Origin of the sequence: Caulobacter sp. CCNWLW153 (genome assembly GCF_036889365.1) — a bacterium.
GTDB classification, from domain to species: domain Bacteria; phylum Pseudomonadota; class Alphaproteobacteria; order Caulobacterales; family Caulobacteraceae; genus Caulobacter; species Caulobacter radicis.
This window is the reverse complement of sequence record NZ_JBAKFV010000001.1, coordinates 356,317-373,976: the sequence shown is the minus strand read 5'-3', so window position 1 is coordinate 373,976 and position 17,660 is coordinate 356,317. Positions and strand designations below refer to the sequence as shown.

Annotated in this window: 21 protein-coding genes and 1 riboswitch; of the genes, 7 read left to right on the top strand and 14 right to left on the bottom strand. The window is 69.7% G+C overall.

Annotated elements, in window-relative coordinates:
- Positions 1-124: 124 nt before the first annotated feature.
- Positions 125-1,447, top strand: coding sequence for an Hsp70 family protein (locus V6S85_RS01565; RefSeq protein ID WP_334347776.1), 1,323 nt, complete (start codon positions 125-127; stop codon positions 1,445-1,447).
- A 137-nt stretch (positions 1,448-1,584) separates the two neighbouring features.
- Here the strand turns inward: V6S85_RS01565 and V6S85_RS01560 are convergent, their stop codons facing one another.
- From V6S85_RS01560 to V6S85_RS01530, 7 genes are all read right to left on the bottom strand, one after another.
- Positions 1,585-3,036, bottom strand: a complete 1,452-nt coding sequence (locus V6S85_RS01560) for an efflux transporter outer membrane subunit (protein ID WP_334347775.1) — start codon at positions 3,034-3,036, stop codon at positions 1,585-1,587.
- The gene (locus V6S85_RS01555; RefSeq protein WP_334347774.1) at positions 3,033-3,959 is read right to left on the bottom strand and encodes an efflux RND transporter periplasmic adaptor subunit; all 927 of its coding nucleotides are present in this window, start codon (positions 3,957-3,959) and stop codon (positions 3,033-3,035) included. The genes V6S85_RS01560 and V6S85_RS01555 overlap by 4 nt, the downstream gene beginning before the upstream one ends.
- Positions 3,960-3,966: 7 nt before the next feature.
- Entirely contained in the window at positions 3,967-4,167 is a 201-nt protein-coding gene (locus tag V6S85_RS01550) for a DUF1656 domain-containing protein (RefSeq protein ID WP_116487248.1), read from the bottom strand.
- The gene (locus tag V6S85_RS01545) at positions 4,164-6,185 is read right to left on the bottom strand and encodes an FUSC family protein (protein WP_334347773.1); all 2,022 of its coding nucleotides are present in this window, start codon (positions 6,183-6,185) and stop codon (positions 4,164-4,166) included. The genes V6S85_RS01550 and V6S85_RS01545 overlap by 4 nt, the downstream gene beginning before the upstream one ends.
- A 7-nt stretch (positions 6,186-6,192) precedes the next feature.
- Complete coding sequence (locus tag V6S85_RS01540) at positions 6,193-6,561, bottom strand: MarR family winged helix-turn-helix transcriptional regulator (RefSeq protein WP_431830649.1); 369 nt, start codon at positions 6,559-6,561, stop codon at positions 6,193-6,195.
- Between the two features lie 430 nt (positions 6,562-6,991).
- On the bottom strand, positions 6,992-9,676 hold the full coding sequence (ppdK, locus tag V6S85_RS01535; RefSeq protein WP_116568635.1) for a pyruvate, phosphate dikinase: 2,685 nt from the start codon (positions 9,674-9,676) through the stop codon (positions 6,992-6,994).
- A gap of 308 nt (positions 9,677-9,984) precedes the next feature.
- Complete coding sequence (locus V6S85_RS01530; RefSeq protein WP_334347772.1) at positions 9,985-10,281, bottom strand: hypothetical protein; 297 nt, start codon at positions 10,279-10,281, stop codon at positions 9,985-9,987.
- Between the two features lie 31 nt (positions 10,282-10,312).
- On the opposite strand from V6S85_RS01530, the gene V6S85_RS01525 reads away from it, so the two are divergent.
- Both V6S85_RS01525 and V6S85_RS01520 read left to right on the top strand, forming a co-directional pair.
- The gene (locus tag V6S85_RS01525; RefSeq protein ID WP_334347771.1) at positions 10,313-10,879 is read left to right on the top strand and encodes an RNA polymerase sigma factor; all 567 of its coding nucleotides are present in this window, start codon (positions 10,313-10,315) and stop codon (positions 10,877-10,879) included.
- A complete protein-coding gene (locus tag V6S85_RS01520) occupies positions 10,876-11,463 on the top strand; it encodes a hypothetical protein (RefSeq protein WP_334347770.1) in 588 nt (195 codons plus the stop codon). Before V6S85_RS01525 ends, V6S85_RS01520 begins: the two co-directional genes overlap by 4 nt.
- 10 nt (positions 11,464-11,473) lie before the next feature.
- Here the strand turns inward: V6S85_RS01520 and V6S85_RS01515 are convergent, their stop codons facing one another.
- From V6S85_RS01515 to V6S85_RS01495, 5 genes are all read right to left on the bottom strand, one after another.
- The gene (locus tag V6S85_RS01515; protein ID WP_334347769.1) at positions 11,474-11,656 is read right to left on the bottom strand and encodes a DUF3606 domain-containing protein; all 183 of its coding nucleotides are present in this window, start codon (positions 11,654-11,656) and stop codon (positions 11,474-11,476) included.
- Positions 11,656-11,826, bottom strand: a complete 171-nt coding sequence (locus V6S85_RS01510) for a hypothetical protein (protein ID WP_165828907.1) — start codon at positions 11,824-11,826, stop codon at positions 11,656-11,658. The genes V6S85_RS01515 and V6S85_RS01510 overlap by 1 nt, the downstream gene beginning before the upstream one ends.
- Before the next feature lie 153 nt (positions 11,827-11,979).
- Positions 11,980-13,140, bottom strand: a complete 1,161-nt coding sequence (locus tag V6S85_RS01505) for a glutathionylspermidine synthase family protein (protein ID WP_334347768.1) — start codon at positions 13,138-13,140, stop codon at positions 11,980-11,982.
- A gap of 9 nt (positions 13,141-13,149) precedes the next feature.
- The gene (locus V6S85_RS01500; protein WP_109102186.1) at positions 13,150-13,884 is read right to left on the bottom strand and encodes a PspA/IM30 family protein; all 735 of its coding nucleotides are present in this window, start codon (positions 13,882-13,884) and stop codon (positions 13,150-13,152) included.
- Positions 13,885-13,914: 30 nt separating this feature from the next.
- Positions 13,915-14,355, bottom strand: a complete 441-nt coding sequence (locus V6S85_RS01495; RefSeq protein ID WP_334347767.1) for a YjfI family protein — start codon at positions 14,353-14,355, stop codon at positions 13,915-13,917.
- Positions 14,356-14,500: 145 nt separating this feature from the next.
- Between V6S85_RS01495 and V6S85_RS01490 the strand changes: the two genes are divergently transcribed.
- Genes V6S85_RS01490 through V6S85_RS01475 form a run of 4 tightly spaced genes read left to right on the top strand, consistent with a single transcriptional unit; the run spans position 14,501 to position 16,437 of the window.
- Positions 14,501-15,139 (top strand): DUF2491 family protein, encoded by a 639-nt coding sequence (locus V6S85_RS01490; RefSeq protein ID WP_101716180.1) that lies wholly within the window; start codon positions 14,501-14,503, stop codon positions 15,137-15,139.
- 25 nt (positions 15,140-15,164) lie between these two features.
- Positions 15,165-15,578: a DUF350 domain-containing protein gene (locus V6S85_RS01485; RefSeq protein WP_116487238.1), complete on the top strand. Its 414-nt coding sequence runs from the start codon at positions 15,165-15,167 to the stop codon at positions 15,576-15,578.
- Between the two features lie 8 nt (positions 15,579-15,586).
- Positions 15,587-16,237 carry a DUF1190 domain-containing protein gene (locus V6S85_RS01480; protein ID WP_116568643.1) on the top strand — a complete coding sequence of 217 codons (651 nt, stop codon included), beginning with the start codon at positions 15,587-15,589 and terminating at the stop codon, positions 16,235-16,237.
- Positions 16,238-16,296: 59 nt separating this feature from the next.
- Positions 16,297-16,437 (top strand): hypothetical protein, encoded by a 141-nt coding sequence (locus V6S85_RS01475; RefSeq protein WP_165828909.1) that lies wholly within the window; start codon positions 16,297-16,299, stop codon positions 16,435-16,437.
- Here V6S85_RS01475 and V6S85_RS01470 read toward each other — a convergent pair.
- On the bottom strand, positions 16,422-16,778 hold the full coding sequence (locus V6S85_RS01470; protein ID WP_334347766.1) for a response regulator transcription factor: 357 nt from the start codon (positions 16,776-16,778) through the stop codon (positions 16,422-16,424). The genes V6S85_RS01475 and V6S85_RS01470 overlap by 16 nt on opposite strands.
- A gap of 120 nt (positions 16,779-16,898) precedes the next feature.
- Positions 16,899-17,414, bottom strand: a complete 516-nt coding sequence (gene cobU, locus V6S85_RS01465) for a bifunctional adenosylcobinamide kinase/adenosylcobinamide-phosphate guanylyltransferase (RefSeq protein ID WP_334347765.1) — start codon at positions 17,412-17,414, stop codon at positions 16,899-16,901.
- 40 nt (positions 17,415-17,454) lie between these two features.
- Positions 17,455-17,655: riboswitch (cobalamin riboswitch) on the top strand.
- Positions 17,656-17,660 lie beyond the last annotated feature (5 nt).

Here is a 17,660-nt window from a genome sequence, read left to right as displayed (position 1 = left end):
CGCGCCGGATTCGCGGTAGTCGAACGCAGTTTTTCGGTTGCGGCGTAAAAACCCCGTTAAGTCGCTTGACCCCCGCGCTCACGGCTGTAGGACGCACGGCCCCTCCCCGCCCCGAGCTTTCCCCATGACGTCCGCCGTCCAGCCGACGATCGGCATCGATTTCGGCACCACCAACACCGTCGTCGCCATCGCCGACGGATCCGGTCCCGCGCGCCTGGTGCGCTTTCCCGTCGGCGAGAAGGACATCTTCGCCTTCCGCTCGGCGCTGAGCTTCCACTCGATGGCCGGCCCGGACGGCCGCCCGACCGAGCGCGTCATTGAGGCCGGCCCCTGGGCGATCGAGGCCTATGTCGAGGATCCGCTGGAGACCCGCTTCGTCCAGTCGTTCAAGACCTTCGCGGCGAGCGCGGCCTTCACCGAGACCAAGATCCTCGACAGGCGCTACCTGTTCGAGGACCTGCTGGCGGCGTTCCTGTTCAAGCTGCGCGACCACGCCGGCGGCCAGATGGCCGACCTGCCGCCGCGGGTGATCGTCGGCCGCCCGGTGACCTTCGCCGGCGGCAATCCCGACGAGGGCCTTGCCCTGAGACGCTACGAAGCCGCCTTCGAGCGCCTGGGCTTCTCCGACATCCGCTACGCCCACGAGCCGGTAGGCGCGGCCTTCTTCTTCGCCCGCCAGCTGAAGGAGGACGCCACGGTGCTGGTGGCCGACTTCGGCGGCGGCACCAGCGACTTCTCGATCGTGCGGTTCGAGCGCCACGGCGGCCAGCTGCGCTCGGTTCCGCTGGCCCGCTCGGGCGTCGGCGTGGCCGGCGACGCCTTCGACTACCGGATCATCGACAACGTCGTCTCGCCGGAACTGGGCAAGGGCAGCCTCTACAAGGCCATGTCCAGCCGCCTGCCGATCCCGCAGCGCTACTACACCGCCTTCGCGCGCTGGGACCAGCTGGCCATGCTGCGAGCGTCCAAGGACATGCGCGACATCCGCGCCCTGGAGCGCACGGCGGTCGAGCCGGAGAAGATCGCCCGCCTGATCGAGGTGCTAGACGACAACCACGGCTACGCTCTCTACCGCTCGGTTTCGGGACTGAAAGAGGCCCTGTCGAGCAAGGAAAGCGCGCTGTTCTCGTTCAAGGCCGGCTCCGTGGTCATCGAGCGCGACGTGGCCCGGACCGAGTTCGAAAGCTGGATCGCGCCGGAACTGAAGGCCATCGAGACGGCCGTCGACCAGGCGCTGGAGCGCTCAGGACTGGCCGCCGAGGGCGTGGACCGCGTGTTCCTGACCGGCGGCTCGTCCTTCGTGCCGGCCGTACGCGACATCTTCCTGCGCCGCTTCGGCGCCGAGCGCATCGAGAGCGGCGGCGAGTTCGAGTCGATCGCCTCGGGCCTGGCCCTGATCGGACATGAGAACGATCTCGACCTGTGGAGCGAACGGGCCCCGGGATAGATGCTCCCCCTGAAGGGGGAGCTGTCGCGGAGCGACTGAGGGGGAAGTTGGCGCGCGACCGGCCGGCGCACCGGAATCTGAAAACGGCCCCCCTCCGGCCCTTTGGGCCACCTCCCCCAGAGGGGGAGGATCTTTGTCTACCGCTGCGCCTGAACCACCTTCACCCCCGGCGCGGTTTCCCAGCCGCCGCCGAGGGCCAGGAACAGGTTGACCTGGTCGGCCGCGACGGCGGCGTCTGAGGCGGCCAGGGAGGCCTCGGCGCCGGCGAGGGTGCGCTGGGCGTCCAGGCCTTGCAGGTACGGCGCGCGGCCGGCCTTGTAGAGGGTGGCGGCCTGGCGCTCGGCCTTGACGGCCTCGTCGCGGGCGGCGCGCAGGGCGGCGTTGCGGTCGAGTTCGTGGGCGTAGGCGGTCAGGCTGGTCTCGGTCTCGCGCAGGGCGTTCAGCACCACCCCGTCGAAGCGGGCCAGGGCTCCGTCGGCGCCGGCCTCGGCCCCGCGGATGCGGGCGCGCTCGCCCTCGCCCGGCAGGGTCCAGGAGACCAGGCCCGACAGGCTCCAGCGGTTGGCGGCGGGCTGGCCGATGTCGGCGAGCAGGCCCGTGGAGCCCGCGCCCATGCCAAAGCTGATGTTCGGATAGAGCGCGCCCCGCGCCACGCCGATGCGGGCCGTGGCCCCGGCCAGCGTGCGCTCGGCCTGGCGCACGTCGGGACGACGCGCGAGCAGCGCCGCGCCGTCGCCGACCGGCAGGGGCTGGGGCAGCTTGGGCGGCGTGGCGCACGCCTCGACAGCCTTGGGGAACGCCGCCGGCGGTTTGCCGGTCAGCACGGCCAGCTTGTAGAGCGCGGCCTTGCGATGGGCCTCGAAACTGGGGATCGCCGCGCGTTGCAGATCGACCTGGGCGCGGGCCCGGGTGGCGTCCAGCGCCGTGCCGCGCCCCGCCGCGATCAGGCGATTGGTGACCTCCAGGCTCTTCTGCTGGAGCTCCAGGCTGTGCTCGGCGACATGGATCTCGTGGCCGGCCGAGCAGGCCTCGACATAGGCGCGTGCGACGTCGGCGGCGACGCTGACGCGGGCGAGATCGAGAGCCGCCTGGCTGGCGTCGGCGTCGGCATGGGCGGCCTCGGCCGCGCGCTTGAGCCGGCCTACCAGGTCGACCTGGTAGGAGACCTTCACCCCGGCGTCGGCCAGGTTCTCGACCGGCAGGGGCTGGGTCAGCAGGAACTGCTCACCGGACTCGCGGGCGTGCATCGCGGCGGCCGAGGCGCCGACCGAGAAACCGCCGGCGTCGTCGGCCTCGCCGGCCACGGCGCGGGCCCGGGCCAGGTTGGCGGCCGCGACGCGCAGGTCGGTATTGGCGGCCAGGGCCTCCTGGACGAGGCCGTTCAGGGTCTCGTCGTCATAGAGCTTCCACCAGCCGTCGGGGACCGGGTCCTGGCTGACGGCGGCGCTGTCCGCGCCCATGAACGGGGCCTGGGCGGCGGGTTCGTTGATCTTGGCGACGTCGGGCCGCTTGTAGTCGGGACCGACGGTGGTGCAGGCGGCGAGCGCCAGCAGCGAGGCGGCGGCCGCCAGGGTGCGGATCGTACTCACGAGACAGCCCCCTTGCCGGCGACTTTGGCGGCCCCCCTCACACCATCTCCTTGGCCCAGCACCGCGACGGTGGCGGTGCGGCCGGCGATCAGGCGCAGGTCCTTGGGCGTCTCGTCCAGGGCGACGCGGACGGGCACGCGCTGGGCCAGGCGCACCCAGCTGAAGGTGGGGTTGACGTTGGGCAGCAGGCTGGCCCCGGCGGCGCGGTCGCGGTCCTCGATGCCGGCGGCGATCGACTGGATGTGGCCGTGCAGCGGCCTGTCCTCGCCCATCACCGTGACGCTGACCTTCTGGCCGACGTGCAGGCCCTTGAGCTTGGTCTCCTCGAAATAGCCCTCGACCCGGTAGGAGCGGCTGTCGATCAAAGCCAGCACCGGTTTGCCGGCGGTGACGTAGTCGCCAGTGCGCAGCGTCAGGTCCGACAGGAAGCCGTCGGTGGGGGCCACGACCAGGGTGCGCTCCAGGTTCAGGGCCGCCAGATCACGGGCGGCGACGGCCTGGGCCATGGCGGCCTGGCCCTGCTCGACCTTGGCCAGGCTCTGCTCGGTGATCTCGCCGGCGACCAGGTCGCCCAGCACGCGGTTGCGGGCCAGCTCGCGCCGGGCCTGGGCCAGCTGGGCCTTCTGGGCGGCGACGGCGGCGTCGGCCTGCCGCAGCGCAAGGGCGTAGCGGTCGCGGTCGACATAGAACAAGGGCTGGCCGGCCTTGACCGTCTGGTCGTTGACCACCTGGACGGCGGTGACCAGGCCCGAGACGTCGGGGGCGACCTGGACGATGTCGGCGCGGACGCGGCCGTCACGGGTCCAGGGATCGACCTGATAGTGGTCCCAGAGGCGCTTGCCCCCGACCACGGCGACGGTGACGACGGCCAGGGTGACCGCGACGCGGCCGGCTTGCGGGAGGAGAGTTTTCAGCTGGGGCATGTTTTTCTTACGGACGGACGAAGGCCACGACGGCGGCCCAGAGGATGACGAAGAGCGCGGTGTCGAAGAGCGCCGGGTGCCAGACGAAGCGGTAGGCGCCGGCCCAGGACAGCACGCGTCGGAGCACGAAGGCGGCGACGAGGGCCGCAACGGCCGAGACGAGGACGGACGACAGGAAGACGCCGTCGATGTTGTATTCGCCGGTCATGCGGCGGGCTCCGGATTGAAGGCGGGGGCGTCTGGGAAGAGGTTGCGGCGCAGGCCGACGAGGCCGGTGACGCCGACCAGTGCGCCATTGGGGACGAAGGTGGTCTCACCCAGGCGGGTCAGCGCCTGGTCGACCTTGGCCAGCAGCTCGGCGCGCGGCGGCGCGCGGCGGCCGGCCGACAGGGCGGCGTAGTGGTCGCCCACCCCGTCGAGCACCGCGTCGAGGCTGACGCGGGCCGGGCCCGAGAGATCGCCGCGGGCCGTCTGCACGGTCACCAGGTTCATGCCCACCCGCAGGTCGCGCAACACGTCGACGCCGACGAGGTCGTGGCGCGGACCGACCGCGGCGAGCTTAGGGGTCAGAAGGCCCAGGCGGTCGACCAGGGCGGCGGCGAAGGCGGCCGGCTCGGGCGCGCGGCTGGACCTGGCCAGGCGGGCGAGGTTCTTCCAGGTGCGCGACAAGAGGCGCCGGGCGCCGGCGTCGATGCTCATCGAGCGCATGGCTGCGGTGACGAAGATCGCGGCCCCCAGGCCGACGAACTGGCCCAGATTGACGTTCAGGAAGCTGGCGAAGTCGGCGCTGAAGGTCTCCTGCAAAGCCAGCGCATTGCAGAAGCCCATCAGCGTGGCCAGGGCCGCCCCCATGGTCTTGGGATTGGGAATGAACAGGCCGATGAACAGCAACGGCGGGGCCAGGGTCAGCATCAGCAGCGGATAGCCGTCGATGGCCGGCAGCACGGCGAACATGTAGAGCGCCGACAGCGGCAGCGAGACCAGGGTGAAGATCCCGAAGCTGCGGATGGCCGGGACCGGATCGTCCATGGCCGCGAAGAAGCAGCAGAACACCGCCGCCATGACCGGCGCCGAGGCGCCGTCGCCCCAGCCAGAGACGATCCATAGCCCGCAGGACAGCAGCACCGCGATCGCGGCCGCCGCCCCGGACAGCAGGGCCAGCGGCAGGTCGCTGTGCATCCGCCGGCGGGCGGCGTTGGCGGTGGCGGCGGCCAGGTTCGGCGACAGCGGGGCGTCGGGGTTCTCCAGGCGGGTCATCAGCGCATGCCCCTCGCCCAGGGCCTGGACGGTCTCGGCCAGCCGCACCAGCAGGCTCTCGACCAGCAGGGCGTTCCAGTCGCCGCCGCGCCGCGTGGCGGCCTCGGCCTTCAGGTGGTCGATCAGCTCCAGGCCCGGGCCGCGCGTGGCGCCGGCCTCGATCCAGGCGATCACCGCGTCCAGCGCCTGGCGGGCGGCGGGATCCTTGACGTCCTTGAGCGCCAGCATCCGGTCGGCCAGGCCCGACAGCAGCGGGATCAGGATCAGCAGCCGCTCGTGCAGGGCCCGCACGACGCCGGTGGTCTCGCGCAGGCGGGTGGTGTCGAACGGCAGATGGGTGGCCAGCATCTGGATCTCGCTGGCGGCGGCGGCCAGGTGGCGGCGGTCGCGGGCGAAGGCCTGCTCGTCGGCGCCCTTCAGCACGTCCAGCGCCCAGCGGTCGGCCTCGCCCAGCCAGGCGCCCAGGCGGGCGCGCAGGACGGTCCCGACCGGGCGCGGGAAGACGAGGCTATGGACCAGGGTGGCGCAGATGATGCCCAGGCCGATCTCGACCACGCGCCAGACGGCCAGGTCGAAGATGGCGCCGGGCTGGCTGACGGCCGGGAAGCCGATGATGGCGGCGGTGTAGCCGGCCAGCATCAGGACATAGCTGCGCGGCGTGCGGTCGAGCAGCGAGATGGTGAGGCAGGCGCCGACCCACAGCGCCAGCGCCAGGCAGAGAAGCACGGGCGCGTTGACGAGGTTGGGCACCATGGCCACGGCGGCCGCGCCGCCCAGCATGGTGCCGAGCACGCGGTACAGCGCCTTGGAGCGCACGGCGCCGGCCAGGGGCTGGCTGACGATATAGGCCGTGGTCATGGCCCAATACGGACGCGGCAGGCCGACGGCGAAACCGATCCACAGGGCGAGCATGGCGGCGACGAAGCTGTTCAGCGAGAACAGCAGCGTCCACCGGTCGAACTTGGGCATGGAAGCCTTACGCCCCCTGCCCGTTGGCCGCTTCCAGGGCTGCCTCGAAGGCGGCGAAGGTGCGTAAGGTGGCGGCCAGGTCCTCGTCGCTGACGCCGACCAGCAGGCGCGAACGGACGGCCTGGACGGTGTCCTCGGCGATCACGGCCAGGGCCGCGCCGTCGGGCGTGAGGTGCAGGGTCTTGGCGCGGCCGTCGGCGGGGTCGTCGCGACGCTCCACCAGGCCGGCGGCGCACAGTTGGTCGAGCACGCGGACCAGGGACGGACCCTCGACGCCCAGCTCCTCGGCCAGCACGCCTTGCCTCATGCCGCCGCCGGCGCGGGCGATGTGCAGCACCGGCAGGGCGCGGGCGTCGGAAAGGCCGTGCTCGGCCAGGGCGCGATTGACCTCGCGGCGGTAGATGCGCGCCAGGCGCAGCACCGCGCCCGTGAAGGTGCGTTCGCTGGGGATGCGGGACGTCATGTAACGATGCTCGAAGAACGATAGGTAGCTTGCTATCTATTTAGATAGCTTCCTATCGATATCGATGCAAGCGGGCGGACAAAGAAAAACGGCCCCGCTCGTGGGAGCGGGGCCGTTCATGGTGTTGCAGGCCAAGAGTCCAACAACTCGACGGTGGGGGGCGTCAATCACCGACGCCCAATCCCAAAGCCGCCTTCCTGGGCCTTGTGCCCAGGATCCATCGCTCAGCCTGCTCAGACCTTTCCAGAACGGCAGAGCGGTTGCCGGCATGGGACCCTCGCCACAAGGGCGAGGGAGGCGGGTCTTCTTGGCTCGATAACAGACCCCTAAGCGGCCCTTCGCCTTACTTCCCGGCCAGAGCCGCCTGCGCGGCCGCGAGGCGGGCGATCGGCACGCGGTAGGGCGAGCAGGAGACGTAGTCGAGGCCGACCTTCTCGCAGAAGGCGATCGAGGCCGGGTCGCCGCCGTGCTCGCCGCAGATGCCGAGCTTGACGTCGGGACGGGCCGCCCTGCCCCGCTCGGCGGCGATGCGGATCAGGTCGCCCACGCCGTCCTGGTCGAGGCTGACGAAGGGGTCCTTCTCGAAGATGCCCTTGTCGATGTAGGCGCCCAGGAACTTGCCGGCGTCGTCGCGGCTGATGCCGAACGTCGTCTGGGTCAGGTCGTTGGTGCCGAAACTGAAGAACTCGGCGTTGGCGGCCAGGTCGCCGGCCCGCAGGGCGGCGCGGGGCAGTTCGACCATGGTGCCGACGGTGTACTTCAGGTCCACGCCCTGCTCGGCCAGAACCGCCTTGGCGACGCGGTCGGTCAGGTCGCGCAGGTACTTCATCTCCTCGCCCTTGGCGACCAGCGGGTGCATGATCTCGGGCACCGGCGCGGCCTTGCCCGACTTGGCGATCTCGCACGCCGCCTCGAGGATGGCCCGGACCTGCATCTCGTAGATCTCGGGATAGGAGACGCCCAGGCGGCAGCCGCGGTGGCCGAGCATGGGATTGGTCTCGTGCAGCTCCTTGGCGCGGCGCAGCAGCTTGGCGGCGTCCAGGCCCGTGGCCACGGCCACGGCCTGCACGTCTTCTTCCGTGTGCGGCAGGAACTCGTGCAGCGGCGGGTCGAGCAGGCGGATGGTGACCGGCAGGCCTTCCATGATCGTGAAGAGCTCGACGAAGTCGGCCTTCTGGAAGGGCGCGATCTTGGCCAGGGCCGTGCGGCGACCGGCTTCGTCGTCGGCCAGGATCATCTCGCGCACCGCGGCGATGCGGGTGTCGTCGAAGAACATGTGCTCGGTGCGGCACAGGCCGATGCCTTCGGCGCCGAACTGGCGGGCGGTCTTGGCGTCGAGCGGCGTCTCGGCGTTGGCGCGCACCTTCAGGCGGCGGACCTGGTCGGCCCAGCCCATCAGGGTGGCGAAGTCGCCGGTCAGCTCGGGCTCGATCATCTTGGGCGCCCCGGCCAGGATTTCGCCGGTGGAGCCGTCGATGGTGATCACCTCGCCGGCCTTGAACTCGCGGCCCTTGGCCCGGAACAGGCCTTCCTTGGCGAAGATCGACACGTCGCCGGCGCCCGAGACGCAGGGACGGCCCATGCCGCGCGCCACGACGGCGGCGTGGCTGGTCATGCCGCCGCGGGCGGTGATGATGCCGCGGGCGGCGTGCATGCCGTGGATGTCCTCGGGCGAGGTCTCCTCGCGCACCAGGATCACGGCCTCGCCGTTGGCGGCGGCCTTCTCGGCCTCGTCGCTGTCGAAGACGATCTTGCCGGTGGCAGCGCCCGGCGAGGCCGGCAGGCCGACGGTGACGACGTCACGATGGGCGGTCGGGTCGATGGTCGGGTGCAGCAGCTGGTCCAGCGAGGCCGGCTCGACGCGCGAAACGCCCTCCTCCTTGCTGATCACGCCCTCGGCGGCCATGTCGACGGCGATCTTCAGCGCGGCCTTGGCGGTGCGCTTGCCGTTGCGAGTCTGCAGCATGTAGAGCACGCCCTGCTCCACCGTGAACTCGATGTCCTGCATGTCGCGGTAGTGGCGCTCCAGCGTCTCGACCACGGTCTTGAACTGGCCGAACACCTCCGGCATCGCCTCTTCCATCGAAGGCGCGGTGTCGCCCATCTCCTCGCGGGCGGCCTTGGTCAGCGACTGCGGCGTGCGGATGCCGGCGACGACGTCCTCGCCCTGGGCGTTGATCAGGAACTCGCCGTACAGGCGGTTGTCGCCGTTGCTCGGGTTGCGGGTGAAGGCCACGCCGGTGGCCGAGGTGTCGCCCATGTTGCCGAACACCATCGACTGGATGTTGACGGCCGTGCCCCAGCTTTCGGGGATGTCGTGCATGCGGCGATAGAACTTGGCGCGGTCGTTCATCCAGCTGGCGAACACGGCGCCGACGGCGCCCCACAGCTGCTCCTGGGCGTCCTGCGGGAACGGCTTGCCCAGCTCGTTGAGCACGGCGGCCTTGTAGTCCTTGATGACCCCGGCCCAGTCGTCGGCGGTGAGGCCCGTGTCGACGTGGACATCCAGGCGGTCCTTATGGTCGTCGAGGATCTCCTCGAACATGTGGTGCTCCAGGTCGAGCACGACGTTCGAGTACATCTGGATGAAGCGGCGGTAGCTGTCGTAGGCGAAGCGGCGGTCGCCCGACAGGACGGCCAGGCCCTCGACGGTCTCGTCGTTGAGGCCCAGGTTCAGGACGGTGTCCATCATGCCCGGCATCGAGGCGCGGGCGCCCGAGCGCACCGAAACCAGCAGCGGGTTGGCGACATCGCCGAAGCGCTTGCCGGTGATGGCCTCGATCTTGGCGAGACCGGCGGCGACCTGCCCGGCCAGCTCGGCGGGGTACTGCTTGCCGTTGGCGTAGTAGTGGACGCAGGCCTCGGTGGTGATCGTGAAGCCGGGCGGAACCGGCAGACCCAGCGACGACATCTCGGCGAGATTGGCGCCCTTGCCTCCGAGGAGGTTCTTCATCGAGGCGTCGCCGTCAGCGCCGCCTCCCCCGAACGAATAGACCCAAAGGGACTTCGTCAGCGTCTCTACCGGCATTTTGAATTCACCCTGCGATAAAGTGAAGAAAGGCCGCGCCCTCTATCGGGGTCGTCTCGCCCTGGAACAGCCCCGCGAAATCTGAATCTCGCAGTGCAATATCCGTGGCCTCCCTAGCATTTTGGCCAAGAACGCGTCCACATGTGCGTTGCGTTCCCGCAGATTTGCCAAGAATTCAGCAAATCATTGCTATGACAACGTTGTCTTGATCGTAGTTTGACAGCACACGCCACTTGATAGGCATGAAACGTCGTCACACGGAGAATGGCGACGCTTGTTCCGGACTGGCGAAACCGTCCGCCTGGCGACTATCGCGCGAGGAAACCGGTGATGCGGCGCCAGATCGCCTTGCGGGCCTCCAGGACGCTGACGCCCAACAGCGCCGCGACGCTCCAGAACAGGGCCTCGGTCGACACGGCGGCCGCCAGCGCCGCCGTCAGGCGCAGTTCGCGCCCCGCGCCGGCGTAGAGGGCCACGCCCAGGGCGATCCAGGCGGCGAAGGCGAAGACCGCCAGCAGGGTCACCAGCACCTTCAGCACCCCCTTGCCGCGCCGCAGGACGCGGTCGCCGGCGGGAAGGGTTTCGATTTCGGTCTTGAGCGTCACGACGAACCTCCTGTCTTTTGTCGAGCACGCCGTGAAAGTCTCGCCAGGCCGCAGAGTCTTTCGGACCAGACGCGATTTTTCGGGGAGACCGCTTCTGGGACGGGACGACGCATTCGAGGCCATTCTCGCCGAGCACGGCGCGATGCTGGGGCGCATCGCGGCGGCCTACGAGGCCGATCCCGAGCGCCGGCGCGAACTGCGGCAGGAGATCCTGCTGGCCGTCTGGCGCGCCCTGCCCCGCCATCGCGGCGAGGCGCCGCTGCGCGCCTTCATCGCCCGCGTGGCGCACAATCGCGCGATCACCCACGTGGCGCGGGAGGCGGCCGAGCCACGTCGGCAGCCGCTGGATGAAAGCGCCCCGTCGGGCGCGCCCGACCCGCATGAGAGTTTCGAGGCGCGGCACATGCAGGAGCGGCTGGCCCGCGCCGTGCGCGCCCTGCCCCTGTCGCTGCGCCAGCCGGCCCTGCTGACCCTGGAAGGCTTCAGCCCGGCCGAGATCGGCCCGATGCTGGGACTGAACGCCAACGCCGTCTCCATACGCCTGACCCGCGCTAAGGCCGCCCTGCGCGAGGCGCTCGATCCGGAGGATCGCCGATGACCACGCCGCACGGACCGCCCAACGGTCCTGAAGACGACTGGACGGCCCTGGCCCAGGCCTGGACGGACCCCGCCGCCGCCGAACCCGCGATCGATCCCGCCCAGATTCGCGCCCTGCGCCGCCGCGACCGGCTGGCGCGGCTGAACTTCGCCGCCGAGATGGCCGGCGTGCCGCTGGTCCTGGGGCTGGTGGCCTGGGCCGTGGTCAAGCGCGAACTGCCGTGGCCAGCGGCGATCGCCTGCGCGGTCTTTACGCTGTTCGCGGGCGCGATGACGTTGTGGTCGCGGCGCGGGGATCCCGGCCTGCTGCTGGATACGCCGCAGACCGTTGTGAGCACGGCCCTGGCCCAGGCGCGGACAGGTTTGCGCTGGGCCCAGGCCGGGACCTGGACCTGCGCCGCCGGCGCGGCCTTCCTCGCGGCGATGGGAAGCCTGTCGGGCCGGTGGCGCGCGGACTGGCCGCTGCTGGCCGGCGGGGCCGCCTTCCTGGCCGCGTGCCTGGTTCTCTATTGCGGCCACGCCCGTCGCTGCCGCCGGCGGATCGCCGCCCACGAGGCGGCGCTGGCGGCGTTGCAGGAGCGCTAGCCGGTCAGGCTCAGCGCTTCTTGCCGAGTTCGGCGGCGATGTCCTTGGTCATGCGGCCGACCTTGCGATGGGCGGTCGTGATCTGCTCGCGGGTCACGCCCCAGCGCTTCATCCAGTATTCGACGGCCTGGCGCTCGGAGAGATCGAGGCAGTCCTTGTCGATGAAGCCGCGCTTGTCCTTCAATCCGGCCATCAGCTGTTCCACGGCTTGGTGGAGCCGGCGGCCTTGCGCGACGCCTGCTCACGTTGGAAGCGACCGCCGCGCGGCGGCTTGGGCCTGGCGGCCAGCGCCGCCTGCTTGATGCGCAAGGCCCGCTGGATCGGCGTTTCGCCGGGCGGGCCGTCTTCGGATTGGTCGCTCATTTGGGGGAGGTTAGCATGACCATCGCCCTTCCCCACATCCGTAAAACCCTCGCGAAAGCGGGGGCCCAGGTGTTTTGTCGTCAAGCGCCGCGGCCTTCAGAAAAGCCTGGGTTTCCGCTTTCGCGGGGATTTTACGGAGAGAGCTAAAAGACCTCACGCCTCGATGATGTGGGGCACGAAGCGGGCGAGGTTCTTGGTGACCTGGCTATCGTCCTCGCGGATGCCCATGCCGACGGGCTCGGCCCCGACGATCCAGGCGCCGACCACTGGATGCTTGCCGTCGAAGCTGGGCGGCGGATGGAAGGCCTGCACGATCGCGCCCTCGGCCCCGTAGCCCTGGTCGAGCACCGGCTCGGCGGCCGCGCCGACGATCTCGACATTGGCGCCCTCGCGCGAGAACAGCGGCTTGCGCACGTAGTTCGCGCCGAGCGCCGAGGCGGCCGGATCGCCCTCGAAATAGGCCTCCAGCAGGTTCGGATGGCCCTTGTGGCGCTCCCACAGCAGCGGAAGGATCGCCTTGTTGGACAGGACCGCCTTCCACGGCGGCTCCAGCCAGCGGACCTTGGCCGTGGTCAGGTTGGCGGCATACGGCTCGCGCAGCATGTCTTCCCACGGATAGAGCTTGAACGCGGCCTGAAGCAGGTAGCCGTCGGTGTCGACGAACTGGCCCTCTTCGTTCAGGCCGATGGCGTTCATGGCCACGAACTTGGGATCAAGGCCCGCCTGGGCGGCGAGGTCTTCCAGGAACCGCACTGTCTGCCGATCCTCGACGGCCTCGTCGTCGCTGGCGAAATGCACGAAGCCGCCGCTGGGGAACAGCACCTTGAAGCGATCGCGCATCGCCTCGAACAGGCTGTTGAACTGGTCGGTGCCGGCCGGCAGGGCCCCCTGGCCCAGCAGGTCCTCCAGCCACAGCCACTGGAAGGTGGCGGCCTCGAACAGGCTGGTGGGGGTGTCGGCGTTGTACTCGTAGAGCTTGGGCGGGCCCGAGCCGTCGTAGCCGAAATCGAAGCGGCCGTAGAGCGAGGGCTCCTTGGCGCGCCAGGAGGCGGCGACGAAGTCCCAGTGCTCGCGCGGGATCGCCAGCTTCTCGAGGATCTCCTCGCTGGCGACCGCCTCATCGACGAGATCCAGGCACAGGTCATGAAGCTCGGCGGCGGCCGGCTCCAGGTGCTCCTCGACCTCCTGAAGGGTGAAGGCGTACGCCGTCCCCTCGTCCCAATAGGCCTGTCCGCCGGTGTGATGGTAGACGAAGCCGACGGCCTCGGCCTTCTCGCGCCAGTCGGCGCGAGGGGTCAGGGTAAGACGACGCACGCTTGGTCCTTATTCGGGCTTCGAGCCGTCGGCGGCCTTGTCCTCGATCTGCAGCGGGGCGGGCTGCGGAGCCAGGCGGGCCAGGATGTCGTCGGCCGACGACTGGCCAGGCAGGATGCCGGCCACACGCAGCTTCTCGTCGAGATCCGCGCCGGTGCGGCGGTCTTCCAGTTCGCCGGCGGCCTTGATCTTCTCGCCGCGGACCATCTGGCGTTCCTTGATCCGCGCCAGGCTGTCGGCGGCCGAGCCGAGCGAGGCGCCCGCGCCGGCGCCGCGGGCGGTGACGGCTTCCTGCGCCTTCTGGACGGACTCGTTGACCTTCACGACCTCGACCTCGCGCTTGAGCGTGTCGATGCGGCGGTCGGTGGCGGCGATGGCCTGGTGCAGCTGGTCCTCGGCCTCGCGCATGGAGCCGATCTGCGGTTCCTTCAGCGAGATCTCGCTCTCGATGTCGGCGATGCGCTGGGCCACCTGGCGGGCGAGATCCATGTCGCCCTTGGTGACGGCGGCGCGGGCGGAGTTTTCGTACTTCGCCACCTGCTCGCGCAGGCTCTTGACGTCGTTCTCCTGGATGCGGCGACGGGCGACGAGCGTGGCGAGGTTGTCGCGCGCCTTGGCCTGGGCCGCATCAGCGTCGCGAATCTCCTGGTCGAGGATGCGGATGGCGTTGGCGTCGACGACGGCGGACGTGGCTTCGTGGGCGCCGGCGCGACCCAGGGTGAACAGCTTGCGCCAGATGGACATCGGAAGGCTCCGGGAAATTCTAGGTTTGGGTCAGGCGGCGGCGGACGAGAACGAGGTGCGCAGGTCGGAAGCCACTTCGATGGCGTTCTCGGCCAGGGTGCGCAACTCGATCAGGATGTCCTCGATCGAGGTGGTGGTCGAGAGCTCGCCGAACAGTTCGTAGTAGTCGCGGCCGCCGACGACGCAGATGCCGAAGTTCGACAGCGGCACCAGCTTCTGGGCCTTGAGCAGGAACTCGTTGAAGGCGTGGCGGTCTTCCTGTTCGTCGACCGGCCACAGCAGGGCGGACGCCGCGACCTGCTGGTCGCTGACGCTGATGTAGATCTCCAGATCGCCATGCCAGTGCATGGTCGCCAGCAGGATCTCGTCGGCGCCCTCCAGGATGCTGACGGTGATCTCGTCGGCGCCGCGTCCGGGCGCTTCGTCCAGGGCCGCCTTCAGCGAGCGGACAGTCCAGGGCGTCTGACTCATCGGGTCATGATCCTCTTCAACGGGCCATCTTGGCCGTGTTCATACAAGATGGGAGCCCGAACGCCAGCCGTCGAGAGCGAGCGGCGCCCCTTTTACAGCGCAGGCTGGCGCCGTACATGAAGGACCAGTGTTGCAGGGACCCGCCATGTTCAGTCGCTTATTCGGCCGCAAGGAGCCCGCTCCGGAATCGGCCCTGCCCGCCATCCGCAACGTGACCCTGGGCCGGACCGTGTGGCTGGACCCGCTGGCGTGGAAGCGTTTCGGCTCGGATACGAAGTTCCCGCTCGACCGCGACACGCTGGAAATCACCGCCCAGGGCCTGGTGGACCTGAAGGACGGCGGCTTCGTGCACCGGTTCTACACCGACGACCACGTGATGTTTCAGGCCGTATCGGACGACCGCGCCGGCCAGCGCCTGACCGACGTGACGATCTTCGTGCCCTGGGACAGCGCCTATCCGAGCGGCCGCGCCGACCGCGACGCCTGGGGCAAGCGCCTGCGCGCCCGCAGCTTCGCCGCCGCCGGCCTGCCCGAGTACCACCGCTTCTGGTTCGGCGACGAGGCCGAGAGCCAGGAGCCCGTGACCTTCTGGGAAGAGCTGCACGACGACCGCGACGGCGTGCCCGACCGCAAGATCTTCCAGACCTGCATGCTGTTCGCCCGCGACCTGCCCGGCGAGGGTCGCGAACTGCTGCTGGCCATAGAAATGGAGACCGAGGACCGCGAGGTCTCGTTCGAAACCATGATCGGCGTGCCGCTGGAAGTCGGCGAATTCCGCGCCTAAGCCACCTGACAGGGGGAAAACTGAAATGTTCGACGTCCATGCCTTCGGCGAGAGCGCCCTGGCCTTCCTGGTGGCCTTCGTGGCCGCCGGCGTGTTCACCGTCGTCTTCAAGATCGTTTATCAGGCGGTGACGCCCTACGACGAAGCCAAGCTGATCCGCGAGGGCAACGTCGCCGCCGCCATCGCCCTGGGCGGCGCCGTGGTCGGCTATGTGCTGCCGCTGGCTTCGGCCCTCAGCCACACCGTCAGCCTGCTTGAGTTCGCCGCCTGGGCCCTGCTGGCCGGCGTCATCCAGATCGCCGCCTTCACCCTGGTGCGCTTCACCGTGCTCAAGGACCTGATCGACCGGATCGAGAAGGCCGAGCTCGCCGCCGGCGTCTACCTGGCCTCGATCTCGCTGGCCGTCGGCCTGCTGAACGCCGCCTGCATGACCTCGTGAGGCCGGACATGAACGCGCTTTCTCCCCTGCCCGCTCCCAAGCGCCGCAAGCGCTCGAGCGCCGTGGCCCTGACCGGCCTGATGGCCGGCTCGGCCTTCACCCTGATGGCGTGCGACGATCCCGGTTCGGCCACGCAATGGGGCGACAACCCGCCCGCCGCCGCCTCTGGCCAGAAGGTCGACGCCTCCAGCTTCGCCAGCCTGGACGAGTGCAAGGCCTCGGGCGACTTCACCGCCGACCAGTGCCAGACGGCCTATGACGAGGCCCAGAAGGCCAGCGCCGAGAACGCGCCCAAGTTCTCCGACCAGAAAAGCTGCGAAGAGCGCTACGGCGTCGACCAGTGCGTGCCGCGCAGCCAGGCCAATGGCGGCGGCAGCTTCTTCACCCCGCTGCTGACCGGTTTCATCATCGGCCAGGCGCTGGAAGGCATGAACAACCGCGGCTATCGCGGCGCGCCGATGTATCGCGACCGCGAGGGGACCTACTACAGCGGCTCGGGCTATCCGATCTCGCGCGACTACCTGTCGGGCCGCAGCCGGGTGCGCCAGGACAGCTTCGACGCGCCTTCGCGCTACGAGGCCCCGGCCCGCGTGCAGAGCCGCAGCAGCGTCATCTCGCGCGGCGGCTTCGGCGGCGGCTCGCGCGGCTTCGGCGGCTGATTGGAACTGAAAGCCGGTCGTCTCGCGTTGGATCTTCGAAGACTACGCGAGGCGACCGCATGACCGACAAGACCATCACCGGCGTTCCCCATCCGCGCTGGTGGCAGCGCCATCCCACCCTGGCGTTCTGCGCCGCCTGGGCCTTGGGCCTGGGGTTCTTCGCGACGATCCTCGCCCTGGGGCTTCAGGCCGCGGCCTGAACCTCGCCCCGCTGCAGCGCGCGCACGGCGCTCAGCAACCGCGCCGGCGAGATCGGCTTTTCCAGCCACATGTCGGGCTCGACCTTCAGCACGCGCGGGTCGCTGGCCGACACCATCAACACCGGCACGTCGCGGCCTTCCACCGCGCGGATCAGTTCGGCCCCCGTCATGCGCGGCATCGAATTGTCGGTGATCAGCAGGTCGGGCGCGAAGGCGTCGAAGGCGTCCAGCGCCTCGCGGCCGTCACGGCTCCACAGGACCTCGAAGCCCGCGTCCTGCAGCAGCATCTCGTAGACGCCGCCGAGGAGAATGTCGTCTTCCGCGATAAGGATCCGTCGCATGGCCAGCCCCAGCCCTGTCGAATGTGTGAACAGGTCTTAACCATGCTGGGACGCCCGGTGTCAGCGTGCGCAATCGTCGCATTTCCCGAAGTTGAGCAACCGTCGACTGAGTCGCGCGACTCACTTCATCCGCAGGCTTAGCCCAGCCGCGACCAGATGGACGGCGTCAGCCGCCCGGGCCAGGGCCTGGTGCAGGCGGCCGGCCTCGTCGCGAAACCGGCGGGCCAAGGCGTTGTCGGGCACGACGCCCCAGCCGACCTCGTTCGACACCAGCCACAGTTCGCCGTCGAAGTCGGCGACCGTCGCGACCAGATCGGCGGCGGCGGACGAAAGGTCGCACTCGGCCAGCATCAGGTTGGTCAGCCAGAGGGTGAGGCAGTCGACGACCGCCACGGCCCCAGGCGGCAGGCCCCGCAGGGCCGCGACCAGGTCCATCGGCGCCTCGAGCGTGGTCCAGGCCTCGCCCCGGTCGACCTGATGGCGCGCGATGCGGTCTTCCATCTCGGCGTCGAAGGCCTGGGCGGTGACGATCATCACCGGCGTGGCGCGGCGCGCCTCGGCGACGATCTCGGCCGCGCCCTGCGCGAACGCGCTCTTGCCCGAACGGGCCCCGCCCAGGACCAGGGTGACTGACAACGCTGAGGCCTCCAGATTGACGGTGTGCGGCGCACCATATAGTGCAGCCAGCGCGACAGGTTCCTCCCAAAGAGGATGAAAAGGGAACTCGGGTGTGAAACCCGGGCTGCCCCCGCAACTGTAAGCGGCGAGTTCGCGCGTCACATGCCACTGGGACTGTTCTTCGGAAGAGGCCTGGGAAGGCGACGCGCAGCAACGATGACCCGCGAGCCAGGAGACCTGCCTGTCGTTGTCGTTTTTCGTCCG